Raw genomic sequence first — 24205 nt, 5'->3', positions numbered from 1 at the left:
GGGACGGCACCTGGGAGGGACCTCACAACCGCACCGATCGAGACGAACGGACGGCGCCCGGACCGAGAGGTCCGGGCCCGCCCGGCGGCCGATCACGCCCGCAGCACTCGCCTGGGGGCGACCCCAGACCCCGAAAGAGGGCACCGAACCGTGACCGAGACCAAAGCAGCACCACCCCCGAAATCACCGTCTCCCATCCCGCGCTCGCGCTCCGTCCTCGACCGATTCTTCGATCTGAGCGGCCGGGGGACCACCGTCGCACGCGAGGTGCGCGGCGGCGTCACCACGTTCGTGGCGATGGCCTACCTCGTCGTCCTGATCCCCCTGATCATCGGTGACGCCAAGGACGTCACCGGAGCCCAGCTCGACGCGGCCCAGCTGACCACCATGGTGGCCCTGTCGGCCGGTCTGTCCACGCTCCTGATGGGCCTGGTGGGCAACGCGCCGCTGGCCATGGCCGCCGGGCTCGGCGTCACGCCGATCGTGGTCTTCCAGGCGGCGCCGCACATGACGTGGCCGCAGGCCATGGGGCTGGTGGTGCTGGAGGGCGTCGTCATCGTGCTGTTCGCGCTGACCGGCGTCCGTACGCTGATCATGGATGCCATCCCGCTGGCGATCAAGCAGGCGATCGGCGTCGGCATCGGCGCGTTCATCGCGCTGATCGGGCTGGTGGACGCGGGTTTCGTCGGCCATCACGAGGCGTCCGCGACGCCCGTCACGCTGGGCGTCTTCGGCAAGCTCACGGGCTGGCCCGTCGTCGTGTTCTGCGCAGGCCTGGTGCTCATGCTGGTGCTGTTCGTGCGCCGGGTGCCCGGCGCGATGCTGATCAGCATCGTCGCCGCCACCGTGTTCGCGATCGTGGTCGACTCGGTCGCCGCGGTGGACCCGAAGGCCTGGGGCCCGGTCGAGCCGAAGCTGCCGGACTCGATCGTGGCGACGCCGCAGTTCGACCTGCTGTTCAAGGTGGATCTGTTCGGCGGCTTCGAACGGGCCGGGGTGGTCACCGCCTCGGTGGTGCTCTTCACGCTGGTCCTGTCCGGCTTCTTCGACGCGATGGGCACGATCCTCGGCGTCGGTGAAGAGGCCAAGATGCTGGACGACAAGGGCAGGATGCCCGGCATCAGCAAGATCCTGACCGTGGACGGCTTCGGCGCGATCATCGGCGGCGGCGTGAACGGCTCGGCCAACACGGCGGTCGTGGAGTCGGCGGCGGGCGTCGCCGAGGGTGCGCGGACCGGGCTGGCCAGCGTGGTCACCGGCGGGCTGCTCACCGCGCTGATCTTCCTCACCCCGCTGGCCGGGGTGGTGCCGATCGGCGCCGCGGCCCCCGCGCTGGTGATCGTGGGCGCGCTGATGATGATGCACGCCCGCAAGATCGACTGGGAGGACCTGGAGGTCGCGATCCCGGCGTTCCTCACGATCGTCCTCATGCCCTTCACCTACTCGATCACGGTCGGCGTCGCCGCCGGCGTGCTCGCGTACACCCTGCTCAAGGCGGCGCGCGGCAAGTTCGGTGAGATCCACTGGCTGCTGTACGTGTTGTCGGCGGTCTTCCTCGCCTACTTCGCGCTCCACCCGATCGAGCAAGCCCTCGGGATCAACTAGCGGGGATCAACTAGCGGGGATCAACAAGGAGGTTCTGGATGCGTGAGATCGCCGATCGGCTGCGCGACTGGCACTCGGCGGGCACCGCGTACGCCGTCGCGACCGTCATCTCGGTCGGGGGAAGCGCGCCCCGGCAGCCCGGCGCCGCCATGGCGGTGTTCGCCGGGGGCGAGGCGGTCGGCAGCGTCTCCGGCGGCTGCGTCGAGGGCGCGGTGTACGAGCTGTGCCAGGAGGCGTTGCGCACCGGGACGGCGATCCGGGAGAGCTTCGGCTACAGCGACGATGACGCGTTCGCCGTGGGGCTGACCTGTGGCGGCACCATCGAGGTGTTCGTTCAGCCGGGCCCCGTGCCCGAGTCGGCGCTGACGGCGATCTCACGCGATGAACAGGTGGCCGTCGCCCACCTGATGAACGAGTCGGGCACCACCGACGGCACCACCCGCGGCGCCATCTACACAGTGTGGCCTGACCGCCATGCCGGGAGTTCGGGCCTCGCCGACGTCGACCAGGTCGTCGTCGGTGAGGCCCGCGCGATGCTCGACGGCGGTACGACCGGCATCCGGTCGGTGCGCTGCCGGGAAGGGCTGGACGTCTTCGTGCAGTCGTACGCCCCGGCGCCGCGGCTGCTCGTGTTCGGCGCGATCGACTACGCGACCGCGGTCGCGCGGATGGGTGCGTTCCTCGGATACCGCGTGACGGTGTGCGACGCGCGCCCGGTCTTCGCCACCCCGGCGCGCTTTCCCGACGCCGACGAGGTCATCGTCGACTGGCCGCACCGCTATCTGAACGACCAGGCCCAGCGGGGACTCGTGGACGGCCGTACGGTCGTCTGCGTCCTCACCCATGATGCGAAGTTCGACGTCCCGCTCCTCGACGTCGCTCTGCGCCTCCAGGTCGCGTACGTCGGGGCCATGGGCTCGCGGCGGACGCACGATGACCGGATGCGCCGCCTGCGCGATGCCGGGATGACCGACGCGGAGCTCGCGCGTCTCCACTCGCCCATTGGCCTTGACCTGGGGGCGCGCACGCCGGAGGAGACGGCGCTGTCCATCGCGGCGGAGTTCGTCGCGCTGCGCCGTGGCGGCTCCGGGGTGTCGCTGGGCCGTACGCGGGGTCCCATCCACCACGACGCGGCGACCGTCCCAGGCGTCGCCTGAGGCATTCCTACAAGGGACCCGCCCACCCCGGGATCCGGGCGTCGTAGGACCCGACAGGCTTCCTTGACGGCCCTGACATCGGGATTTAGTGTGATTTTCACGAAGCGGCAATCATATTTCGTACAGCGAAATTCCTTCGCCGGAGGACCATATGCCACTGATCTTTCTGAACGGCGGCGCCATGCGCGGCGGTCCGCTCCACCATCTTCTCGACGGCGCTCCGCTGGTCACCGTGACCACCACCGCCCCGTGCTACCGCTTCTACTCGGTGGGGGACCGGTGCCCCGCCCTCCAGCCCGTCGCCCATGGCGGCACGGCGATCCAGGGCGAGGTCTACGACGTACCAATGGACGTGCTGCGCGACAAACTGCTCCCGGCGGAGCCACCCGAGCTTGAGCTCGGCGTCATCGAACTGGCCGACGGCACCTCGTCACTGGCGATGGTGCTGCGCCGCCCGTACACCTCCTACACCCGGCTGACCGACATCACCGAGCACGCCAGCTGGACCGACTACAAGAAGACCAGGGAAGGAGCGGCCGCGTGAGGCCGACCGAGCGATACGTGGTCAACTGCTCGATCCTGTTCGGCGAGCTGCCGCTGCTGGAACGTCCGGCCGCGGCCAGGGCCGCGGGATTCGGGCAGGTCGAGTTCTGGTGGCCCTGGCCTGGCGTGCCGGTGCCCACCGATGCCGAGGTGGACGCGTTCTGCCAGGCGCTGGAGGACGCGCGCGTCCAGCTCACCGGGCTCAACTTCTACGCGGGCGACATGCCGGCGGGGGAGCGCGGCATGCTGTCCGACCCCGCCCGTTCCCTGGAGTTCCGTGACAGCGTCGGCGTGCTGGTCCGCATCGCCGAGCGCACCGGCGTCAAGGCGTTCAACGCGCTCTACGGCCAGCGTGTGGACGGTGTCTCACCGGCCGAGCAGGACCGCGTCGCCACCCAGAACCTCGTGTACGCGGCGCGCCAGGTCGGCGCGTTCGGCGGCACGGTGCTGATCGAGCCGCTCGCCCGCGGCCTGAACGGCGCGTACCCGCTGGAGACCGCCGCCGACGCGATCGCGGTCATCGACCGCATGCGCATGGAAGGCGTGGAAAACACCACGTTCCTCTTCGACAGCTTCCACCTCGCGAGCAACGGCGAGGACCTGGCGAAGGTCGTGCACGCCCACGCCGCCGAGATCGGCCACGTGCAGCTCGCCGACGCACCCGGCCGGGATCATCCCGGCACCGGCGACATCGACTTCGCGGCGCTCTTCGGCGCCCTGGACGCGGCCGGCTACGCCGGCCGGATCGCCCTGGAGTACAAGCCCGCCGGCGCCACCGACTTCACCTGGATGGAGAACTTCCCCACATGAGCAAGATCGCTTTTATCGGACTCGGCATCATGGGCGGCCCGATGGCCGGCCACCTGGTCAAAGCCGGGCACGAGGTAACCGGCTACGACGTCGTCCAGGCGGGAGTCGACCGCCTGGTCGCGGCGGGCGGCGCCGGTGCGTCGAGCGTCGCCGAGGCGGTCGCGGAGGCCGAGATCGTCATCACCATGCTGCCGCAGGACGAGCACGTCGAGACCGTCGTGTTCGGTGACGGCGAGGGAGGCGAGGACGGCGGCATCCTGCGCAACGCCAAGCCGGGCGTGCTCCTCATCGACTTCTCCACCATCAAGCCGGAGACCTCGATCAAGGTCGCCGCCGCGGGGCGCGAACTGGGCCTGCGCGTGCTGGACGCCCCGGTCAGCGGCGGCGAGAAGGGCGCCGTGGACGCGGTCCTCTCCATTATGGCCGGCGGGTCGGCGGAGGACTTCGAGGCCGCCAAACCGATCTTCGAGGTGGTGGGCAGGACGTTCGAGCGCGTCGGCGACAGCGGAGCCGGCCAGTACGTCAAGGCCGCCAACCAGCTGATCGTCGGAGGCACGTACGCCCTCGTCGCCGAGGCCATCGTGCTGATGGAGGCGGCGGGCGTGGACGCCAAGGCCGGGCTCGACGTGATCGCGGGCGGCTTGGCCGCCAGCCGGATCCTGGACCTCAAGCGTGACACGATGCTGGCCCGGCAGTTCGAGCCGGGTTTCCGCATCGACCTGCACCACAAGGACATGGGCATCGCGTCCGCCGCCGCCCGGTCCGCCGAGGTGTCGCTCCCGATGACCGCCCTGGTCGCCCAGCTGATCGCGGCGGCGCGGGCCAAGGGCTACGGCTCCCTTGACCACTCCGCGCTGCTGAAGGTCGTCGAGGACCTGTCGGGTCGTACGTCCGCGTAGGAAAACGTTCAGCCTGGGAGAATGGTGACAATCATGGGCAATTCTCAGCGGGGCCAGGTGGTGATCGCCCCCGACAAGTTCAAGGGCTCGCTCACCGCCGTGGAGGTGGCCGGGCACGTGGCCGCCGGCCTGCGCCGCGTCCGCCCGGACCTGCCGCTCGTCGCCATGCCCGTCGCGGACGGCGGCGACGGGACGGTGGACGCCGCCGTCGCCTGCGGATTCGCCCGGCTGCGGACCACCGTCACCGGCCCTGCCGGAGAGCAGGTCATCGCCTCCTACGCGGTCCGGGACGGTACGGCGGTGATCGAGCTCGCCGAGGCCTCCGGGCTGCGGCGGCTCCCCGGCGGCGAACCCGCCCCGCTGACCGCCTCCAGCCACGGCACCGGCGAGCTCATCGACGCGGCGATCCGCGGCGGTGCCACGCGGATCGTGCTCGGGCTGGGCGGCAGCGCCTGCACCGACGGCGGCAGCGGCATGGCCGCCGCCCTCGGCGCGCGTTTCCTGGACGCCGGCGGCGAGCAACTCCCTCCCGGCGGCGGCGCGCTCCGTTCGCTGGCCTCGATCGACACCGCCGGGCTGGCCGGACGGCTGCGCGGCGTGACTGTGATCGTGGCGAGCGACGTGGACAGCCCGCTGCTCGGCCCTGAGGGCGCCGCCGTGGTCTTCGGCCCGCAGAAGGGCGCCTCGCCGGCGCAGGTCAGGGCGCTGGAGAAGGGACTGGCCCGGCTGGAGGCGATCGCCCGGCGCGATCTGGGCGCGTTCGCCGCCGAACGTCCTGGCGCGGGCGCCGCGGGCGGTGTCGGCTTCGGCGCGATGGCCTTCCTGAACGCGACCGTACGGCCCGGCATCTCCTACCTGCTCGACCTTCTGGGCTTCGCCGACCAGGTGGCGGGCGCCAGGCTCGTGATCACCGGTGAGGGCTCGCTGGACCGCCAGTCGCTGCGCGGCAAGGCCCCCATCGGGGTGGCCCGCGCGGCGGCCAAGGCGGCCGTCCCCGCAGTGGCGGTCTCCGGACGCCGCTCGCTGACCGGCGAGCAACTCCGCAAGGCCCGCCTGCAGAGCGCCTATGCCCTCACCGACATCGAGCCCGACCCGGAGCGGTGCATGGCCGAGGCGGGCCCGCTGTTGGAACGACTGGCGGAGGAGATCGGCCGTACATGGCTGACCGAGCCCGCCCCCATGGGAGGAGCAGCGTGAACGACCAGTCCCAAGACAGCACGTACGACTTGGTCATCCGGTCTCAGCGCGCGGTGCTGCCGTCCGGTGAGCGGGCCGCGGCCGTCGCGGTCAAGAACGGCACGATCGCGGCCATCGACGATCACGACGCGGTGATCGTGGCGGCTGCCGAGGTCGATCTCGGCGAGACCGCGCTGCTGCCCGGGCTGGTGGACACGCACGTCCACATCAACGAACCCGGCCGGACCGAGTGGGAGGGCTTCGCCACCGCGACCCGCGCCGCCGCCGCCGGGGGCGTGACCACGCTCGTGGACATGCCGTTGAACTCGCTCCCGCCGACCACGCTGCCGTCGGCGCTGGCCGTCAAGCGCGATGCCGCCGCAGGCCAGGTCTTCGTGGACGTGGGCTTCTGGGGCGGTGCGATCCCGGGGAACGTGCCCGCGCTGCGCACCCTCCACGACGACGGAGTGTTCGGCTTCAAGTGCTTCACCGCGGACTCGGGTGTGCCGGAGTTCCCGCCGCTGTCGCATGAGGAGATGCACGAGGCGTTCCGTGAGATCGCCTCGTTCAGCGGCCTGGTCATCGTGCACGCCGAGGACCCGGCGGTGCTGGCGACGCCCGCCGACGGCGGCTACCGGGCGTTCCTCGCCTCGCGCCCGCCGAGCGCCGAGCGCCGAGCGGTCGAGCAGGTCATCCGGCTGGTCGAGCAGACCGGCGTGCGGGCGCACATCCTGCACCTGTCGGCCGCCGACTGCCTGGAGCCGCTGGCCAAGGCGCAGGCACACGGCCTCCCGGTGAGCGCCGAGACCTGCCCGCACTACCTGACCCTCTCCGCCGACGACGTGCCCGCTCCCGCCGAAGGTCTGCCTTCGAGTCTTCTGGGGGGCGGCCCCCAGACCCCCGCAACGTCGACAGCATCCCTTGCTTCGCTGCGGGCGCTGCCGACGTCCTACAAGTGCTGCCCTCCCATCCGCGACGCCGGCAACCGCGACGAGCTGTGGCGCGGCCTCGCCGACGGCGTGATCTCCTGCGTCGTCACCGACCACTCGCCGTGCACACCTGACCTCAAGCGCGGCGACTTCGTCTCCGCCTGGGGCGGGATCGCCTCCGTCCAGCTGGGGCTGCCCGCCATCTGGAGTGCCGCGCGCGCCCGGGGCCATGGCCTCGACGCCGTCGTGCGCTGGATGGCGGAGGGCCCCGCCGACCTCGCCGGTCTCCCCGCCAAGGGCCGGATCGCGGTGGGGAACGACGCCGACCTGGTCGCGTTCGCCGCCGACGAGGCGTTCACGGTCGATCCGGCCCGGCTCCACCACCGCCACCCGGTGACGCCGTACGCGGGCCGCGCCCTCAGCGGCGTCGTCCAGACCACGTGGCTCCGCGGCGAGGTGGTCGGCGACACCCCGCGCGGCGAGCTCCTCCGACGAAAGTGACGTTCCTGATGACCGACTTCACCTCCCTTCCCGACCTGGCCGTCCGTTCGTTCGGCGGCTCGGTCCTCGCCGCCAGCGACGAGTCGTTCGAGGAGAAGGAAAATCTGATCAACCCCTGGAAGCCGCAGTTCAAGCCGGAGACGTTCGGCGCCAAGGGCCAGGAGTACGACGGCTGGGAGACCGCGCGCCGCCGTCCCGACGAGAACGGCGAACTGGGCCATGACTGGGCGATCGTCCGGCTCGGCCTGCCCGGCATGATCCACGGCATCGTCATCGACACCGCCTGGTTCAAAGGCAACTTCCCGCCGTACGCCTCCGTGGAGGCCTGCGCCGTCCCCGGCTACCCGTCCGTCGCCGAACTGGCCGGTGCCGACTGGACCGAGATCGTGCCGCAGAGCCCGCTCAAGGGCGACGCGGAGCACCCGTTCGAGGTGGCCGTCGAACGCCGCTTCACCCACGTTCGCCTGAACATGTTCCCTGACGGCGGCATCGCCCGCCTCCGCGTGCACGGCGAGGTCGTGCCGGACCCGGCGCTGCTCACGGGCCTCACCGTGGACCTCGCGGCGCTGGAGAACGGGGCGCGCGTGACCGGCTGCTCCAACATGTTCTACTCGCGCCCCGACAACATGCTGGCGCCCGGCCTCGCCCGCAACCAGGCCGAGGGCTGGGAGACGGCGCGCCGCCGCGAGCCGGGCAACGAGTGGGCGATCGTCGAACTGGCCGCTCCCGGCGTCGTCAAGCTGGCCGAGATCGACACGACCAACCTCAAGTTCAACGCTCCCGCAGCGGCCTCGCTCTCAGGCATCGACGCACGGTCCGCATCGCTCGACGACGAAGCCGCGTGGTCGGCTCTGCTGGAACGCACCCGCCTCCAGCCCGACTGCCGGCACCGCTTCCGCCTCGACGACTCGCCTGAAGTGACCCACGTACGCGTGGACATCTACCCCTGCGGAGGCATCGCCCGCCTTCGCCTTCTCGGCGACCTGACCCCGGCGGGCGAGCAGGCCCTGACCGCCCGCTGGCAGGAACTCGCCTGACCCACCTACCCATCGAGTGGCCGGTACGCCGCGCCACGAGTTCAGCGACCCCTGAGGAGCGCGACATGCCTCGAATGACAGCCGCCCGCGCCGCGGTCGAGATCCTGAAGCGCGAGGGCATCGACGCCGCGTTCGGCGTGCCCGGCGCGGCGATCAACCCGTTCTACGCCGCCTTGAAGGCCTCCGGCGGGATCCGCCACACCCTCGCCCGGCATGTCGAGGGCGCCTCGCACATGGCCGAGGGCTACACCCGCACTCGCGCGGGCAACATCGGCGTCTGCATCGGCACCTCCGGCCCGGCCGGCACCGACATGATCACCGGGCTCTACTCCGCCATCGGCGACTCGATCCCCATCCTGTGCATCACGGGCCAGGCCCCCACGTCCGTGATCCACAAGGAGGACTTCCAGGCCGTCGACATCGCCTCGATCGCCAAGCCGGTCACCAAGATGGCCGTGACCGTCCTCGAAGCCGCCCAGGTGCCCGGCGTGTTCCAGCAGGCGTTCCACGTCATGCGCTCCGGCCGCCCCGGCCCGGTGCTCATCGACCTGCCGCTGGACGTCCAGCTGACCGAGATCGAGTTCGACCCCGACACCTACGAGCCGCTCCCGGTCTTCCAGCCGAAGGCCACCCGCGCGCAAGCGGAGAAGGCCATCGCCCTCCTCAACGCGGCGGAACGCCCTCTGATCGTCGCGGGCGGCGGCGTCATCAACGCCGACGCGTCCGACCTCCTGGTGGAGTTCGCCGAGCTCACCGGCATCCCGGTCATTCCGACCCTGATGGGCTGGGGCGCCATCCCCGACGACCACGAGCTGAACGCGGGCATGGTCGGACTCCAGACATCGCACCGCTACGGCAACGCGACGTTCCTGGAATCGGACCTCGTCCTGGGCATCGGCAACCGCTGGGCCAACCGCCACACCGGCAAGCTGGACGTCTACACCAGGGGCCGCACGTTCGTGCACGTCGACGTCGACCCCACCCAGCTCGGCAAGATCTTCATGCCCGACTACGGCATCGCGTCCGACGCCAAGGCCGCCCTGGAGCTCTTCATCGAGGTGACCCGCGACCTCAAGGCCGCCGGAAAGCTCCCCGACCGCCGTTCCTGGGCCGCGTCCACCCAGGAACGCCGCGCCACCCTCCAGCGCCGCACCCATTTCGACAACGTCCCGCTCAAGCCGCAGCGCGTCTACGAGGAGATGAACCGCGCGTTCGGCCCCGAGACCCGCTACGTCACCACGATCGGCCTGTCCCAGATCGCCGGCGCCCAGATGTTGCACGTCTACCGCCCGCGCCACTGGATCAACTGCGGCCAAGCGGGCCCGCTCGGCTGGACGATCCCCGCCGCCCTGGGCGTGGCCACCGCCGACCCGGACGCTCAGGTGGTCGCTCTCTCCGGCGACTACGACTTCCAGTTCATGATCGAAGAGCTCGCCGTCGGCGCCCAGCACAACATCCCCTACGTCCACGTCGTCGTGAACAACTCCTACCTGGGCCTCATCCGCCAGGCCCAGCGCAATTTCGACATCGACTTCCAGGTCAACCTCGAATTCGAGAACATCAACAGCCCCGAGCTGGGCGTCTACGGAGTCGACCACGTCAAGGTCGCCGAGGGCCTGGGCTGCAAGGCCCTCCGCGTGACCACCCCCGACGATCTCCTGCCCGCCTTCGAGGAGGCCAAGAAGCTCGCCCACGAGTTCCGCGTCCCCGTCGTCGTCGAAGCCATCCTCGAACGCGTCACCAACATCTCGATGAGCGGCACCGACATCGCCAGCGTGAACGAGTTCGAAGAACTCGCCACTGAGGGGTCCCACGCCCCCACCGCCATCCGCCAGCTCGCGAACTAGGCGTGGGAGGTCTCGGTGTCCGATTCGACGGCGTCGAGGGCCTTGCGCTGGGCGGGGGATAGGCGGTCGGGGCCGGCGGTGATCGTGTATGCGCCTGACTCGGTGCGGTGGAGGACGACGGGGTCGGCGAGGCCGGAGTGTCGTTCGGCGTCGTCCAGGGCCTTGGTGACACGGTCCGCAGGCCAGTCGAGTGCGGTGGCCAGGTGTTCCACGGTGAGGGGCCTCTTCGCGTGGACGAGGGCGGCGAAGACGGTGACGGCGTCGTTGAGGGCGGCCAGGTCGGGGTACTCGGTCATGTCGTCGCTGAGATCGGCGAAGAACCGGGCCATCTGGGTCAGCCGGGCTCCGGCCGGGCTGTCGGCGCCGAAGAGCTCGGCGCCCTGGCGAGCGGCGTCCGCCCACATCGCGTGGGTACGGGCGCTGCTGAGCCAGGTGCGGAGCCAGGCGTCGTCGTCGATCAGATAGCGTTCGCGGCCACGGCGGCCGCGTTCGCGCTGGACCAGTTCAAGAGGTTCGAGATAGGCGATCGCTTTGGAGATCGAGGCGGGGCTGACACGGAGCCGCTGGACGAGTTCGGCGGCGGTCAGTGCGCCCGCGTCGGTGGCGACCAGGCAGACGAGCACGCGCGCCGCCGTGCGCGGTAGACCGGCCTGGATCATGAGGCCGGCGAACCGCTCGATGAACTCCTGCACGTCCGCGTCGTCGGTGGGTTCTCCGGAAGGAGGCCTGGCCAGGGTGGCACGGCGGGCGCGGCGCTCGGTGGCGAGATGGGCGTGGTCCGCCCGGTAGCGGTCGGGGCCGCCGTTGCGGGTCACTTCGCGGCTGATGGTCGAGGTCGGCCGGTCCAGCCGCCGGGCGATCTCGGCATAGCCGAGCCCGTCGGCGAGGCCGGTGGCGATGCGCCGCCGGTCCTGATGCGTCAACCTTCCTCCTGGCATAGGGCCAGTGTGCGTTCGCCGTCAGGTCATTGCAACTCAAGAAGGGTCGGACGTTGCATTCATGCATATCGCCATTGCAATGTCAGGCGGCTTTCTCCTGATTCCAGGCGTCTTCTGGTCGTTTTTGTGTTGAGGGGGGCTGAAACGCAACTTAGTTTTCGGTTCATGGAAACAGCGATCGATGTCAGTGGGCTCCGTATGCGGTACGGGGCCGACGATGTGTTGAACGGGGTGGCGTTCCGGGTCGGGGAGGGAGAGGTGGTCGCCCTGCTCGGGCCCAACGGGGCGGGCAAGACCACGACCGTCGAGATCCTGGAAGGGTTCCGGATGCGGTCGGCGGGACGGGTGGAGGTGCTCGGGGCCGATCCGGCGCAGGGCGACGAGCGGTGGCGGGCGCGGGTGGGCGTCGTCCTGCAGTCGTGGCGGGACCACGGCAAGTGGCGGGTACGCGAACTGCTCGCCCATCTCGGTGCCTACTACGCCAAGCCCTGGGACACCGGTGCGCTCATGGCGATGGTCGGGCTCGACGCACACGCGGACAAGAAGATCAAGATGCTGTCGGGCGGGCAGCGGCGGCGGCTGGACGTGGCCATCGGGATCGTGGGGCGGCCGGAGGCGCTGTTCCTGGACGAGCCGACGGTGGGCTTCGATCCGCGGGCGCGGCAGGAGTTCCACGATCTGGTGCGCCGGCTCGACACGACGATCCTGCTGACCACGCACGATCTCGCGGAGGCCGAGAAGCTCGCCGACCGGATCGTGATCCTCGCCGGTGGCCGGATCATCGCCGACGGCACGGCGGCCGAGCTGGCGCGCCGGATCGCGGGCGAGGACGAGGTGCGCTGGACCTGCGGCGGAGAGCGCCATGCCGCCTTCACCACCGAGTCGACGGCGTTCGTCCGCAAGCTGTTCGGTGAGTACGGCGAGGCGATCGGCGAGCTGGAAGTGCGCCGGGCCTCGCTGGAGGACACCTACCTGGCGCTCGTACGCGAGCACGAGACGGAGGCGGCCCGATGAACGCGGTACGGCTGGGCTGGACCCGCGGCCTGATCGAGCTCCGGCAGTCGTTCACCAACGCCGCCGACCTCGTCTCGCACTTCCTGTGGCCGGTGATGATGCTGGTCGTGTTGTGGTTCCTGCGCGACCGGGACTTCGGGTCGAGCGGCTTCGTGCTCGGCACCCTGGCGTTGCCGAGCATCCTCGGGATGAACGCGGCGATGGGGATGGTGAGCATGAGCCAGCAGCTCACCGCCGACCGGGAGGACGGCACGCTGCTGCGCGCGAAGGCGACGCCGCACGGCATGCGGGCCTACCTCATCGGCAAGATCGTCTCGGTGTCCGGCGGGCTGCTCGCGGACCTGGCGATCCTGCTGATCCCCGGCATGCTCCTCATCGGCGGGCTGGCGGCCGGCGACGCGGGTTCGTGGCTGACCCTGCTCTGGGTGCTGCTGCTCGGCATGGTGGCGACCCTCCCCATCGGCGCGATCCTCGGCTCGGTCTTCACGAGCGCGCGGAGCCAGGGACTGATCCAGCTGCCCGTGCTCGGCATGATCGGGATTTCCGGGATCTTCTATCCGATCACCTCGCTGCCGGACTGGCTGCAGTGGATCGCGCAGGTGTTCCCGGTCTACTGGCTCGGCCTGGGCATGCGGTCGGCGCTGCTCCCGGACGGCGCGGCAGCCATCGAGATCGGCGACTCGTGGCGCCACTGGGAGACCGTGGGAGTGCTCGGTGCCTGGGCCGTGGCCGGGTTGATCGTCGCCCCGATCGTGCTGCGGCGGATGGCGCGGCGCGAGTCGGGGTCGAGCGTGGCCGCCCGCCGCGAGAAGGCGCTCCAGCGAGTCGGCTGAGCACGCCAACGAATACCCTCCGGGATGCGTCGTATCGGTGACGGCCGTGATCGTGAACCCTCGGAGGTGTTGGATGACCGACCCGCTGCTGCCCGGAGATCCGCGGCGGGTGGGGGCGTACGAACTGCTCACGCGGCTCGGTGAGGGCGGGCAGGGGTCGGTCTACCTGGGCCGTGACCCGCAGGGGCGCGAGGTCGCGGTCAAGCTGCTGCACGCGCGGCTGAGCCGCGACCCCGACGCGCGGCGGCGCTTTGTGCGCGAGCTGGAGGTGGCCGAGCGGGTCTCCGGCTTCTGCACGGCCCGGGTGCTGGACGCCGACATCCAGGGTGACCAGCCGTACATCGTCAGCGAGTACGTGCGCGGGCCTTCGCTCACCGATCTCGTCCGCACCGAAGGGCCGATGGACGCGGGTGCGCTGCTCCGGCTGGCGATCGGAACGGCGACGGCGCTGGCGGCGATCCACCGGGCCGGGATCGTGCACCGTGACTTCAAGCCGCCGAACGTGCTGATCGGGCAGGGCGGCCCGCGCGTCATCGACTTCGGGATCGCGCGGGCGCTGGACTCGTCGGCGATCACGATGACCAGCCAGATCGTGGGGACGCCCGCGTACATGGCGCCGGAGCAGGTGGCGGGCGGCGCGATCGGGCCCGCCGCCGACGTGTTCGCGTGGGGCGGGACGATGCTCTTCGCCGCAACGGGCCGGTTGCCGTTCGGCGGGGACTCGATCCCGGCCGTCATGCACCGCGTTCTGAACGCCGAGGCGGACGTGAGCGTGCTGCCCGGCCCGCTCGCGCAGCTGGTGGGCGCGTGCCTGGCCAAGGATCCCCAGCGGCGGCCGTCGAGCTCGGACGTGTTGTTCCGGCTGCTCGGCATGGTCGGCGCCGAAATGCCCGCGGGCGCCGATCCGCTCGAACGCGGCGCCACGCTGGTGACCACCGCGATCACCGTCGACCTGCCCCATGCCCCGCCGCCACCGCAGCTGTCGCAGACGGCACCGCCCCAGTCGCCGCCCAAGCGGGCGCCGAACCGGAAGCCGTTGATGATCGGGCTCCCCGTCGCCTTGGTCGCCTTGTCCATCGCCGTTCCCACCGCCATCATCAACCTGCCCACTGACGGCGACGGGCGTGGTGGGAGCGGAGCCACAGGGATCGTCAAGGTCGGCGTGATGGGGCCCATGACCGGCGACGTGGCGGCGTTCGGCACGTCGGCGCTGGCGAACGCCCGGCTCGCGGCGGACGAGTACAACAAGACGAACCCGCCGGCACGCGTTCAGGTCGTCTCCCTTGACACCAGGGGGAAGCCGGAGATCGCCGCGTCCGTCGCTCGCGCGGCCGCCGGTGAGGGCCTGGCGGCGGTGGTCGGTCCGATCCTCAGCGGCGAGACGCAGCGGGCCATGCCGATCCTGGAGGCCGCCACGATCCCGAGCGTGTCGCCCTCCGCGGCGGCCGGCCTGCTGTCGACCCAGGGCTGGAAGCACTGGCACACCATGGTCCCCGACGTGGAGGAGGCGGTCGGAGCCCTGGCGGCACTCGCGGGCCGCACCAGTGGCACAGCGAAGGTCGCCGTGGTTGAGGACGAGGTGGTCGAGCCCGGGAAGGAGGGCTCCCGTACCGCCGCGAACATGTTCACGACCCGCGTACAGGCCGCCCCCTACAGCAAGCAGGTCGTGCGCGTCTCGATGAGGCTGCCCAAGTTGCCGCGGGACGGCGACTACTCGGCGACGGTCAAGAAGCTAAGGGATTCCAAAGCGGACGCGGTGTTCTACGGCGGCTTCTACGACTCGGCCGGGCCGCTGGTCAAGCAGGCCAGGGCGGCGGGATTCACGGGGCGCTTCTACCTGTCCGACGGTTCGTTCGACAAGACGTTCATCCAGCGCGCGGGCAGCTCCGCCGCCGAGGGAGCCGTCCTGACCTGTCCCTGCCTGGACATCAGCACGGGAACGACCGGAATGCCCAAGACCTTTGGCGACTACCTGGCCCGCTACGCGAAGGCGAACAACGGCCAGAAGCCCGGCGCGTCCGGGCCCGAGGCGTACGACGCGATGACGGCGATCCTCGCGGCGGTCAAGGCGGGGAAGCGCACGGGCACGGAGATCAACGGATATCTCCACGACATCAACGTCCCCGGCGTCACCCAGCGGATCAGGTTCAAGGAGCAGGGACAGCTCACCGACAGCGTCAGCTACGCCTACCAGGTGCGCGACGGCGCGTTCACCTTCCTCGGAGACTCGCGCACGGCCGTGGTCCGGTGACCGGCCCGGGTTCGCGGGGCCACGCCGCCTCGATCTCGAACCAGGCGGCCTTGCCGGTCGCGGTCGGGTAGCAGCCGCAGGCGGTCACGATGTCGTCCACGATGAGCAGCCCGCGCCCGGACACGTCGGTGACCGCCGGGTCGCGCCGGACGGGCAGGGCCGGGGACGCGTCGTGCACCTCGACGCGCAGCCGGGTGCCGACGCGCGTGCTGAAGACGAGCATTTCCGTGCCGCCGCCGTGGCGTACGGCGTTGGTCGCGAGCTCGGACGCCGCCAGCCGCGCCCGGTAGGCGACGTCGTCGCCCACGTCCCATGCCCGCGCGGACATCGCGACCAGGTCACGCGCTGCCTTGGCGCTCGCCTCGACCCGGGGAAGCCGGATATGCCCGAGAAGCACCCCGACCAGGCGTGGATCTGACACTGCGACCACCTCATCACCGCTTTTCCTGCTTTCCGGCCCCCAGCCTCCCCGCCGATCCATACTGAAAGTGACCGAACCCTCGACAGACTGTGACCCACGCGGCAACGGACCCCACCCGCTTGCCATCGCTTGCGAACGGAGTGTCGTCATGCCCCGGCGTTCAGGAGCCCTCAACCCCTCGTCCTCCCCGCTCGCGCTCTTCGGCTCCGAGGTGCGCGTACGCCGCGAAAGCATGGAGCTGTCGCTCGACCAGCTCGGCTCACGCGCCGGTTACACCGGGTCGTACGTCGGCGCGGTGGAGCGTGCCACCGAGATGCCGCTGCGCGCGTTCGCGGTGCGGATCGACATCGCCCTCGACGCGCACGGCGCGATCGTCCGTCTCTGGGACGGGCTCCTCAAGGAGAGCATCTATCCACCGTGGTTCGACTGGCCCGAACACGAACGGAAAGCGATCGCACTCCGTAACTTCCAGCTCGCGGTCATCAGCGGTCTGCTGCAGACCGAGGCCTACGCGACCGAACTGCTCTACGGAGACAAGGCCGCTGTCACCGCCCGGATGGCCCGGCAAAAGATTCTCACTCGGGAGAGTCCCGCCCCGCCGATGCTGATCTGCCTCATCGACGAGGCCGCGCTGCTCCGTGACGTCGGAGGCCCGGACGTGATGCGTGAGCAATTCGACCATCTACTCGCGTCGGCCTCCGAAAACATCAACATCCACGTCGTCCCCTCCAGACGCCATCGCGGCGTCGCAGGCTCGTTCGTGCTCGCGACACTGGAGGATCGAAGCGAGGTAGCGTACGTGGAGACGGCCGTTCGCGGGATCACCACGGGCGAGCCGAAGGACCTGCGGACCGCCTCCGAGAGGTTCGAGGCGATCCGCTCGCTCGCCCTCCCCGTCGACCAGTCGCTCGAACGCATCGAGAGGATCAAGGTAGAGAGATGGACCTGAGCGGCGCCCGATGGCGCAAGTCCAGCCGCAGCGCCGACAACGGCGGCGAGTGCGTCGAGCTCGCGCTGATCTGGCGCAAGTCGAGCCGCAGCGGCGACAACGGCGGCGAGTGCGTTGAGCTCGCTTCGCAGCCCGGCGTCGTTGCCGTGCGCGACAGCAAGGATTCCGACGGCGGCGTGCTCCTGCTGCCGCGCGACACCTTCCGGCGCCTCACCGATCGCATCAAGGAAGGCTGATCGAAAAGACGGCGGGCACGGCCAACTGAGATCTTTCGGGGAGCGTCATATGGGTGACGCGCGAGCCTGATCCCCGGGAGGTTTGCCGATGGCCGACCCGCTGCTGCCCGACGATCCCCGGCGTGCGGGCACGTACGAGCTGGTCGGACGCCTCGGCGAAGGCGGGCAGGGCTCCGTCTTCCTGGGGCGTGACCAGCAGGGCCGCGACGTCGCGGTCAAGCTGCTGCATTCGCGGCTCGGTTCGGACGCGGTGGCCCGGCGGCGGTTCATGCGCGAGCTTGAAGTCGCCGAACGGGTCTCCGGCTTCTGCACGGCTCGCGTCCTGGACGCCGACATGCTCGGCGACCGGCCGTACATCGTCAGCGAGTACGTTCGCGGACCGTCGCTGATCGACGTCGTCCGCGACGAGGGGCCGCTCGACCACGGCGCGCTGATGCGGCTTGCCATCGGCACGGCGACCGCGCTGGTGGCCATCCACCGGGCCGGAGTCGTTCACCGCGACTTCAAGCCGCCGAACGTGCTCATCGGACCGGGCGGGCCACGGGTCATCGACTTCGGCATCGCGCGTGCGCTGGACGCATCGGCGACTGCGTCGGGCGCGCTCGGGACGCCCGCCTACATGGCGCCCGAACAGGTGGCCGCGGACGACGTCGGGCCCGCCGCCGACATGTTCGCCTGGGGCGGGACGATGGTGTTCGCGGCCACCGGGCGGCGGCCGTTCCCAGCGGAGTCGATCCCGGCGCTGTTCAACCAGGTGCTGAACGCCGAGCCCGACCTCAGCGGAGTGCCCGAGCCGCTGACCGACCTCGTCGCCGCGTGCCTCGCCAAGGACCCGGCAGTACGACCCACCAGCTCGGACCTGCTGTATCGCCTGATGAGCCTCGTCGGCGCCGAGCCACCGGCGGACGCCGATCCCGTCGAACGCGGCGCGGAGGTGGTCGCAGCGCCGACCGTCCCCGCCGCGCCCGCACCCGCACATGCCCGCACGGCGGAGCCCCCTCCCGCGGATCCTCGCCGTAGTCCCTGGATGCTCGCGACGATTCCGGTCGCCCTGGTGACGCTCGCCGTCGCGGTGCCGGTGGCGTTCGCCAACTTCGGGCCTGGCGGAGAGAAGTCCGGCGGAGACGGCCCCGAGAAGGTCAGGATCGGCGTGATGGGGCCCATGACCGGCCCGTCGAGCAAGTACGGCGTGTCCGCGATGGCGGCAGCGAGGCTGGCGGTCGAGGAGCACAACGCCGGCAACCCGCGGACGCGCGCCGAACTCGTCCCCATCGACACCAAGGGCGACCCGGCGACGGCGGAGGCGGCGGCGACGCGGGCGACCGGGCAGGATCTCGTCGCCGTCGTGGGGCCGATGCTCACCGGTGAGAGCGAGAAGGCCATACCGGTATTCGAGCGACGGGGACTGCCCAGCGTCTCGCCTTCGGTCTCGGACGCGAAGCTCCCGGAGAAAGGGTGGAAGTACTGGCACACCATGCTCCCCGGCGCGAAGGAAAGGCTGAACGCCCTGAACGCCCTGATGCCGTCGACGTGGGATCCGTATGGCACAGACAAGCTCGCGGTGCTGGTGGACGACCGGCCGGAGACCCGGGCCGCCACCGACATGTTCACTGCCGGCGCGCAAGAGAGCAGGTGGCGCGGGCGGCTCAGGCGGATCTCGATGAGCCCGCCGGGCGATCCGAGGCCTGAGGATTTCGCGGAGGCTGTGAAACGGCTGAAGGAGGGCGGCAAGGAAAACCCGAAGGGGCTCTGGATCCCCGAAGCCGTGGTGGGGGCCTTCTACGGCGGCCACTTCAAGACGGCCGGCCCCCTCATCAAGCAGGCGCGGAAGGAGGGTTTCAAGGAGCCGTTCTATCTCACCGAGGAAGCGTTCGACGACCGGCTCATCAAGCTCGCCGACGGCGAGGCCGAGGGCGCGGCCCTCGCCTGCTCGTGCGTGGACGTCAGCCGGGGGACGACGGGGATGCCGAAGGAATTTCTCGACTTCCTGAGGCGGTACGCGAAGGCGAACGGCGGCGCGCGGCCGGGACCGTACGGACCGGAGGCCTATGACGCCGCGAAGGGGATCCTGTACACGATCGCCACGGGGGACACCACGCCCGAGAAGATCAACGGCCACCTCCGCACGTTCGACATCCAGGGGGTCACCCAGCGGATCCGGTTCGACGCGAAGGGACGGCTCCGCGGCGGCACCAGCTACGTCTACCAAGTGCAGAACGGCAAATTCGTCCTTCTGGGGCCTGCGACCACCGCCAAGCTCAGATGAGGCGGCCCCGCACGGCGGGGCCGCCGTCGCTCACACGTCGGCGGGCGGCTCCTCGTCGAGGAGGTCGTCGAACTCGCCGTCCTTGACGCCCGCGATGAACGCGTCCCACTCGGCCTCGGTGAAGTAGAGGATCGGCCCCTCGGGATTCTTGGCGTCGCGCATGACCACGGCGCGTTCACCGAAGTCCTTGTGGCCCACCGGGACGTCCTTGCCATCGATGAACTCGATGATGACGCCGTCGCTGAGGATCGGCTCCTGCTCGCTCACTGACACACCTGCTCCGTTCCGCTGCCGGGTCGGCCTCCAGGTTAGTGCGGGCCGGATCGCCGTGCGGGCGGAGACGCGTGATCCCCGGCCACCGAGGATGACTCCCCGCCGTTGTCGCACCCACGCCAGAGCCCGAACGCCCGCGTCACCTGCCTGGCCAACTCGCCCTCGTTCATCACGGTGTCGACCTCGATGACGGGCAGTTGCAGGCGCTTCGTCTCCTTGAAGAGGCGGTCGGTGAACATCCGGTCGCGCTCGAGCAGGTTGTGCTTGGCCAGGTCAGGATTGCTGGTCTTGAGCGGGATCTCCCAGCCGCGGCTGTCGAACGCGGCACGGCGGAACCGGGGCGTCGGCAGAAGCCAGACCGCGTGGCCAGGCTCGGCGAGCAGCGGCTTGACCAGCTGGGGCAGCAGCCGGAAGCCCTCGGCGATCACACCGGTCTCTGCTCGTCCATGTCCATGGCCTTGAACCTGCTCAGGCAAGGGGCGTCTTCCGGCGTGCTGCGGCCGGCGTGGTCCGGCATCGCCTCGTCGGTCGAGTACACCCGCAGACCGTGCCGGGCCGCGATGCGCAGGGCAACGGTCGACTTGCCCGCGCCGCTGCCGCCGCCGATCCAGTGGACATGCCGCAGCCGTGCCGAAGCGTCGGCGGTCTCTTCGCGTTCGTCAGGTCGCATTCATCCACCGAATGCGTCAGCTGTGGATGAGGCGCTGTGCGTGGTCCGTCTCGTCCGTTGAGACCTCGGCGGCCGCGCTGGTCTGTAGTTGCCAGGGGGTGGTGAGGCCGTCGGGAAGGGTCAGCTGTCCGGACAGGGCGAGTTCGATGAGGTGCCGGACCTGTTGTTCGGCGTCGGGCTCGGCTGCGAACAGGATCCTGATCCGTACCTGGTCGCCGACCTGGTCGGCGCGGACGTGGTGCGGCGCCAGCGGACATGGCGGGTGGTGATCCCAGTGTCCGCACAGCCCCGCCGTGACCGCCGCCCCGGGAGCCCGCATGTCGGCGTTCGGCCCCATGATGAGGACCGCCTCATGAGCAAAGGCTTGGCGCACAAACCCAGTATCCCCACGACAGCCGCGACAACGCCCTCATCGGCTGGCCGGGCTGGAGGAGTCAGCTGAGCGCGGCGGCCTTGCCCAGCAGCACTGAGCGTTCGCGCTGGTTGGCGCACAGCCGGGCTGCCAGCTCCAGCTCGGCGCGCGCTTCCTGCCGTCGTCCGAGCCGGGCCAGCAGCTCACCGCGTACGGTCGGGATCAGATGCGAACCGGGGAGCCGGTCGGAGGCGATCAGCTCGTCCACGATGGCCAGGGCTTGCGCCGGGCCCGAGGCCATGGCGACCGCGACGGCCCGGTTGAGCTCGACCACCGGCGAGGGTGCGACCCGGCCGAGTGCCTCGTAGAGCACCACGATCCGGTCCCAGTCGGATCGCCGAGAAGTCCCACAGCCGCCGGTCCTGCTCGTCGAGCAGGACCGGCGAGCCGTCCGGACCGGTCCGGGCCCGGAAACGCGCGGCCGTCAGCTCGCACAACGCCAGCAGGCCGTGCACCTCCGGCTCGTCCGGCTGCAGCGCGGCCAGCGTGCGGGCCAGCCGGATCGCCTCGTACGCCAGGTCGGGGCGCAGCAGCCGGTCGCCCGACGTGGCCGTCGACCCCTCCGTGAAGATCACGTAGAGGACGCTGAGCACGCCGCCCAGCCGCTCCCGACGCTCGGCCGCCGGCGGCAGCTCGAACGGCACACCGGCCGCCGCGATCGTCTTCTTGCCCCGGGTGATGCGGGCCTGCACGGTCGGCACGGATACGAGGAACGCGCGGGCGATCTCCTCGCTGGACAGGCCGCCGACCACGCGCAGGGTCAGCGCCACCCGGGCCTCGGGCGAGAGCACCGGGTGGCAGCTGACGAACATCAGCGCCAGCACGTCGTCATCGATCTTGTCGGGATCGATGTCTTCGTCAACCGCCAAGCCGGCCGCCAGCAGGGCGTATCGGTCCTGGAGGGCGGTCCGGCGGCGGATCGCGTCGATCGCCCGCCGCCGGGCCGTGGCCATCAGCCAGCCCGCCGGATTCGCCGGAGAGGCCAGCGGCCACGACACCAGCGCCTCGGCCACCGCCTCCTGGGCCGCGTCCTCGGCCAGCCCGAAATCGCCGGTGAACCGGGTCAGCGCGGCGACGATCCGCGCCGACTCGATCCGCCAGACGGCCTCGACATCGGCCATCAGATCTGGCCGTTGCTCTCGCGCCCGGCCCGGTCCTTCACGTGTCGACCTGCGGGACCTCGTCGCTCCCGGGCACTCGCCGGACCTCGATCTTGGCCCCGGGGGCCGCCGGGACCCGCGTGGCCCACTCGACCGCCTCCTGCTTCGAGGCGACGTCGAGCAGGAAGAAGCCCCCGAACAGTGGTCTCGCCGTACGGCCCGTCGGTGACCACCGGGGTCTCGCCGCTGAAGTCGACCACGACGCCCTGGCTCGGATCGTCCAGCCCCTCCGCCGCGAGGAGAACGCATCTCCTCGATGAACTGGCGGGTCGTGGCCATCATCTCGTCGATGTCGGCCATCATGGCCGCGTTCGACTCATCGGATCAGCGGGTACTTCGGCATCGCGTTCTCCTCGTCCGGCAGGCCGCCTCTCGGCCCGTCGCACCCACATGTCGAACGAGCGGCCCGCGGATCGACACGGCCCCGGAGAAGTCTCTCGTCACATGCTGGCGATGAGTTTGTCGACCCGTTCGTCCACCGATCGGAACGGGTCCTTGCACAGCACGGTGCGCTGGGCCTGGTCGTTGAGCTTGAGATGCACCCAGTCGACGGTGAAGTCGCGGCGCTTCTCCTGCGCCTTGCGGATGAACTCGCCGCGCAGCCGCGCCCGCGTCGTCTGCGGCGGCACCGACTTGGCCTCGAAGATCTCCAGATCCTTGGCCACCCGCTCCACCGAGCCGCGCTTCTCCAGCAGGTAGTACAACCCCCGGTCGCGGCGCACGTCGTGGTAGGCCAGATCCAGCTGAGCCACCCGCGGCGAGGACAGCGGCAGATCGTACTTGCGCCGGTAGCGCTCGATCAGCTGGTACTTGGTCACCCAGTCGATCTCCCGCGCGACCAGATCCAGATTGCCGGTCTCCACCGCCCGCAAGGTCCGCTCCCACAGATCCAGGACCCGCATCGCGACCTCGTCGCCGCCGCGCCGGTCGACGAAGTCCTTGGCCTTGCCGAAGTACTCCTTCTGGATATCCAGCGAACTGGCCTCGCGACCGTTGGCCAGCCGCACCTTGCGGCGGCCGGTCATGTCATGACTGACCTCGCGGATCGCGCGGATCGGGTTCTCCAACGTCAGGTCACGCAACACCACACCGGCCTCGATCATGCGCAGCACCAGGTCGGTCGCGCCGACCTTGAGCAACATCGTGGTCTCACTCATATTCGAGTCGCCCACGATCACATGCAGCCGCCGGAACCGCTCGGCATCACCGTGCGGCTCATCCCGGGTGTTGATGATCGGCCGGGACCGCGTCGTCGCCGACGACACGCCCTCCCAGATGTGCTCGGCCCGCTGCGACACGCAGTAGACCGCCCCACGCGGCGTCTGCAGCACCTTGCCCGCACCGCAGATGATCTGCCGGGTCACCAGGTAGGGGATCAGCACGTCCGCGAGGCGCCCGAACTCGCCGTGGCGACTGACGCAATAGTTCTCGTGACAGCCGTAGGAGTTGCCGGCCGAGTCGGTGTTGTTCTTGAACAAGTAGATGTCGCCGGCGATGCCCTCCTCGCGCAGCCTGCGCTCGGCGTCGACCAGCAACCCCTCCAGGATCCGCTCGCCCGCCTTGTCATGCGTCACCAGATCGATGACGCTGTCACACTCGGGCGTGGCGTACTCAGGGTGGCTACCCACATCCAGGTACAGCCGCGCACCGTTGCGCAGGAACACATTGCTGCTGCGACCCCACGACACCACCCGACGGAACAGATAGCGCGCCACCTCATCGGGTGACAACCGCCGCTGACCGCGGAAGGTACAAGTGACGCCGTACTCGTTCTCAAGCCCAAAGATGCGCCTGTCCACACCGCGAGCGTATGCGCCCCGACGCCCAGCCGACAGTCCCTGAAGCCTCCATTCAACCCCCGCGCACCCGCGGCGAAAGACCGGACGACAGCGCTCTATGCCCTCGGCGACTGTGACGGGCCCCTAGCGGAAGCCGTCGCCGACAAAGCACGACCCCCATGACGACCATCCGCCACCCCGCGCACTCACTTGCCAACTGAAGAGCTCAGTGCGCAACACAACAGCTGCTGATGGTCGTCCTTCCGGCCATCGTTGTCCTGCACGGGACTGTCTGAAAGATCGTGTGGGTGGGGTGGTGATCCGGAAGGCTGGGGCTGAGGCCCCGGCCGGGAAGGATCATGCGTGACCAACGACGATGAGGACGAGACAGGTAGCGGGTTGGATGTCCAGCTCGCGGCTGAGCTGATCGAGCGGGCCAAGGCTGAAGGAGTGTCGCTGGTCGGGCCGGATGGGCTGCTGGCCGGGATCACCAAGACCGT

The 24205-nt window shown here is 70.2% G+C and carries 22 protein-coding genes and 1 pseudogene; 15 read left to right on the top strand and 8 right to left on the bottom strand.

The window, feature by feature from the left end; all coding sequences use genetic code 11:
• Positions 1 to 150: 150 nt before the first annotated feature.
• The 9 genes from F8566_RS34470 to gcl all read left to right on the top strand — a co-directional run bounded on the left by F8566_RS34470 (position 151) and on the right by gcl (position 10504).
• Complete coding sequence (locus F8566_RS34470; protein ID WP_192810014.1) at positions 151 to 1605, top strand: NCS2 family permease; 1455 nt, start codon at positions 151 to 153, stop codon at positions 1603 to 1605.
• 38 nt (positions 1606 to 1643) lie between these two features.
• Positions 1644 to 2762 (top strand): XdhC family protein, encoded by a 1119-nt coding sequence (locus F8566_RS34465; protein ID WP_151566064.1) that lies wholly within the window; start codon positions 1644 to 1646, stop codon positions 2760 to 2762.
• 151 nt (positions 2763 to 2913) lie between these two features.
• Positions 2914 to 3306 carry an allophanate hydrolase-related protein gene (locus F8566_RS34460; RefSeq protein WP_151566063.1) on the top strand — a complete coding sequence of 131 codons (393 nt, stop codon included), beginning with the start codon at positions 2914 to 2916 and terminating at the stop codon, positions 3304 to 3306.
• A complete protein-coding gene (locus F8566_RS34455; RefSeq protein WP_151566062.1) occupies positions 3303 to 4115 on the top strand; it encodes a hydroxypyruvate isomerase family protein in 813 nt (270 codons plus the stop codon). Before F8566_RS34460 ends, F8566_RS34455 begins: the two co-directional genes overlap by 4 nt.
• Positions 4112 to 5014: an NAD(P)-dependent oxidoreductase gene (locus F8566_RS34450; RefSeq protein ID WP_151566061.1), complete on the top strand. Its 903-nt coding sequence runs from the start codon at positions 4112 to 4114 to the stop codon at positions 5012 to 5014. The genes F8566_RS34455 and F8566_RS34450 overlap by 4 nt, the downstream gene beginning before the upstream one ends.
• Positions 5015 to 5047: 33 nt before the next feature.
• A complete protein-coding gene (locus F8566_RS34445; protein ID WP_151566060.1) occupies positions 5048 to 6211 on the top strand; it encodes a glycerate kinase in 1164 nt (387 codons plus the stop codon).
• Positions 6208 to 7620: an amidohydrolase family protein gene (locus F8566_RS34440; protein WP_225993763.1), complete on the top strand. Its 1413-nt coding sequence runs from the start codon at positions 6208 to 6210 to the stop codon at positions 7618 to 7620. Before F8566_RS34445 ends, F8566_RS34440 begins: the two co-directional genes overlap by 4 nt.
• An 8-nt stretch (positions 7621 to 7628) precedes the next feature.
• Complete coding sequence (gene alc, locus F8566_RS34435) at positions 7629 to 8657, top strand: allantoicase (protein WP_151566058.1); 1029 nt, start codon at positions 7629 to 7631, stop codon at positions 8655 to 8657.
• A gap of 65 nt (positions 8658 to 8722) precedes the next feature.
• Positions 8723 to 10504 carry a glyoxylate carboligase gene (gcl, locus tag F8566_RS34430; protein WP_151566057.1) on the top strand — a complete coding sequence of 594 codons (1782 nt, stop codon included), beginning with the start codon at positions 8723 to 8725 and terminating at the stop codon, positions 10502 to 10504.
• On the opposite strand, the gene F8566_RS34425 is transcribed toward gcl, so the two are convergent.
• Complete coding sequence (locus tag F8566_RS34425) at positions 10501 to 11427, bottom strand: GbsR/MarR family transcriptional regulator (RefSeq protein ID WP_318836456.1); 927 nt, start codon at positions 11425 to 11427, stop codon at positions 10501 to 10503. The two genes, gcl and F8566_RS34425, sit on opposite strands and share 4 nt — an antisense overlap.
• A 180-nt stretch (positions 11428 to 11607) precedes the next feature.
• Between F8566_RS34425 and F8566_RS34420 the strand changes: the two genes are divergently transcribed.
• From F8566_RS34420 to F8566_RS34410, 3 genes are all read left to right on the top strand, one after another.
• On the top strand, positions 11608 to 12456 hold the full coding sequence (locus tag F8566_RS34420) for an ABC transporter ATP-binding protein (protein ID WP_151566055.1): 849 nt from the start codon (positions 11608 to 11610) through the stop codon (positions 12454 to 12456).
• A complete protein-coding gene (locus F8566_RS34415; protein WP_151566054.1) occupies positions 12453 to 13289 on the top strand; it encodes an ABC transporter permease in 837 nt (278 codons plus the stop codon). Before F8566_RS34420 ends, F8566_RS34415 begins: the two co-directional genes overlap by 4 nt.
• 73 nt (positions 13290 to 13362) lie before the next feature.
• Positions 13363 to 15540, top strand: coding sequence for a bifunctional serine/threonine-protein kinase/ABC transporter substrate-binding protein (locus tag F8566_RS34410; protein WP_151566053.1), 2178 nt, complete (start codon positions 13363 to 13365; stop codon positions 15538 to 15540).
• Here the strand turns inward: F8566_RS34410 and F8566_RS34405 are convergent.
• Positions 15500 to 15961: an ATP-binding protein gene (locus F8566_RS34405; protein WP_192810013.1), complete on the bottom strand. Its 462-nt coding sequence runs from the start codon at positions 15959 to 15961 to the stop codon at positions 15500 to 15502. The genes F8566_RS34410 and F8566_RS34405 overlap by 41 nt on opposite strands.
• A gap of 148 nt (positions 15962 to 16109) precedes the next feature.
• Between F8566_RS34405 and F8566_RS34400 the strand changes: the two genes are divergently transcribed.
• The 3 genes from F8566_RS34400 to F8566_RS34390 all read left to right on the top strand — a co-directional run bounded on the left by F8566_RS34400 (position 16110) and on the right by F8566_RS34390 (position 19412).
• Complete coding sequence (locus F8566_RS34400; RefSeq protein WP_192810012.1) at positions 16110 to 16910, top strand: helix-turn-helix domain-containing protein; 801 nt, start codon at positions 16110 to 16112, stop codon at positions 16908 to 16910.
• Positions 16901 to 17146, top strand: coding sequence for a DUF397 domain-containing protein (locus F8566_RS34395; protein WP_151566050.1), 246 nt, complete (start codon positions 16901 to 16903; stop codon positions 17144 to 17146). Before F8566_RS34400 ends, F8566_RS34395 begins: the two co-directional genes overlap by 10 nt.
• Positions 17147 to 17234: 88 nt before the next feature.
• On the top strand, positions 17235 to 19412 hold the full coding sequence (locus F8566_RS34390; protein ID WP_151566049.1) for a bifunctional serine/threonine-protein kinase/ABC transporter substrate-binding protein: 2178 nt from the start codon (positions 17235 to 17237) through the stop codon (positions 19410 to 19412).
• Positions 19413 to 19442: 30 nt separating this feature from the next.
• Here the strand turns inward: F8566_RS34390 and F8566_RS34385 are convergent, their stop codons facing one another.
• The 6 genes and pseudogenes from F8566_RS34385 to pafA all read right to left on the bottom strand — a co-directional run bounded on the left by F8566_RS34385 (position 19443) and on the right by pafA (position 23726).
• Positions 19443 to 19679, bottom strand: a complete 237-nt coding sequence (locus F8566_RS34385) for a DUF397 domain-containing protein (protein WP_151566048.1) — start codon at positions 19677 to 19679, stop codon at positions 19443 to 19445.
• A 41-nt stretch (positions 19680 to 19720) separates the two neighbouring features.
• Positions 19721 to 20113 carry a hypothetical protein gene (locus F8566_RS51765; protein ID WP_225993762.1) on the bottom strand — a complete coding sequence of 131 codons (393 nt, stop codon included), beginning with the start codon at positions 20111 to 20113 and terminating at the stop codon, positions 19721 to 19723.
• Positions 20110 to 20355 carry a DEAD/DEAH box helicase family protein gene (locus F8566_RS51760; protein WP_225993761.1) on the bottom strand — a complete coding sequence of 82 codons (246 nt, stop codon included), beginning with the start codon at positions 20353 to 20355 and terminating at the stop codon, positions 20110 to 20112. The genes F8566_RS51765 and F8566_RS51760 overlap by 4 nt, the downstream gene beginning before the upstream one ends.
• 16 nt (positions 20356 to 20371) lie before the next feature.
• A complete protein-coding gene (locus tag F8566_RS34375) occupies positions 20372 to 20728 on the bottom strand; it encodes a hypothetical protein (protein ID WP_151566047.1) in 357 nt (118 codons plus the stop codon).
• A 61-nt stretch (positions 20729 to 20789) separates the two neighbouring features.
• A pseudogene (locus tag F8566_RS34370) lies at positions 20790 to 21888 on the bottom strand (RNA polymerase sigma factor).
• Positions 21889 to 22367: 479 nt separating this feature from the next.
• The gene (gene pafA, locus F8566_RS34360) at positions 22368 to 23726 is read right to left on the bottom strand and encodes a Pup--protein ligase (RefSeq protein WP_151566046.1); all 1359 of its coding nucleotides are present in this window, start codon (positions 23724 to 23726) and stop codon (positions 22368 to 22370) included.
• Between the last annotated feature and the right edge of the window lie 479 nt (positions 23727 to 24205).

Source organism: Actinomadura rudentiformis, assembly GCF_008923185.1.
In the GTDB taxonomy this organism is placed as follows: Bacteria; Actinomycetota; Actinomycetes; order Streptosporangiales; family Streptosporangiaceae; genus Spirillospora; species Spirillospora rudentiformis.
The sequence above is the reverse complement of the archived record's forward strand: the minus strand, read 5'-3'. Positions and strand labels throughout refer to the sequence as shown.

What these genes read in the sequence shown, in the direction of transcription:
- F8566_RS34465 (WP_151566064.1), top strand. Translation starts at nt 1,644, where the DNA reads ATGCGTGAGATCGCCGATCGGCTGCGCGACTGGCACTCGGCGGGCACC.
- F8566_RS34460 (WP_151566063.1), top strand. Translation starts at nt 2,914, where the DNA reads ATGCCACTGATCTTTCTGAACGGCGGCGCCATGCGCGGCGGTCCGCTC.
- F8566_RS34450 (WP_151566061.1), top strand. Translation starts at nt 4,112, where the DNA reads ATGAGCAAGATCGCTTTTATCGGACTCGGCATCATGGGCGGCCCGATG.
- F8566_RS34445 (WP_151566060.1), top strand. Translation starts at nt 5,048, where the DNA reads ATGGGCAATTCTCAGCGGGGCCAGGTGGTGATCGCCCCCGACAAGTTC.
- alc (WP_151566058.1), top strand. Translation starts at nt 7,629, where the DNA reads ATGACCGACTTCACCTCCCTTCCCGACCTGGCCGTCCGTTCGTTCGGC.
- gcl (WP_151566057.1), top strand. Translation starts at nt 8,723, where the DNA reads ATGCCTCGAATGACAGCCGCCCGCGCCGCGGTCGAGATCCTGAAGCGC.
- F8566_RS34420 (WP_151566055.1), top strand. Translation starts at nt 11,608, where the DNA reads ATGGAAACAGCGATCGATGTCAGTGGGCTCCGTATGCGGTACGGGGCC.
- F8566_RS34415 (WP_151566054.1), top strand. Translation starts at nt 12,453, where the DNA reads ATGAACGCGGTACGGCTGGGCTGGACCCGCGGCCTGATCGAGCTCCGG.
- F8566_RS34410 (WP_151566053.1), top strand. Translation starts at nt 13,363, where the DNA reads ATGACCGACCCGCTGCTGCCCGGAGATCCGCGGCGGGTGGGGGCGTAC.
- F8566_RS34400 (WP_192810012.1), top strand. Translation starts at nt 16,110, where the DNA reads ATGCCCCGGCGTTCAGGAGCCCTCAACCCCTCGTCCTCCCCGCTCGCG.
- F8566_RS34395 (WP_151566050.1), top strand. Translation starts at nt 16,901, where the DNA reads ATGGACCTGAGCGGCGCCCGATGGCGCAAGTCCAGCCGCAGCGCCGAC.
- F8566_RS34390 (WP_151566049.1), top strand. Translation starts at nt 17,235, where the DNA reads ATGGCCGACCCGCTGCTGCCCGACGATCCCCGGCGTGCGGGCACGTAC.
- F8566_RS51760 (WP_225993761.1), bottom strand. Translation starts at nt 20,355, where the DNA reads ATGCGACCTGACGAACGCGAAGAGACCGCCGACGCTTCGGCACGGCTG.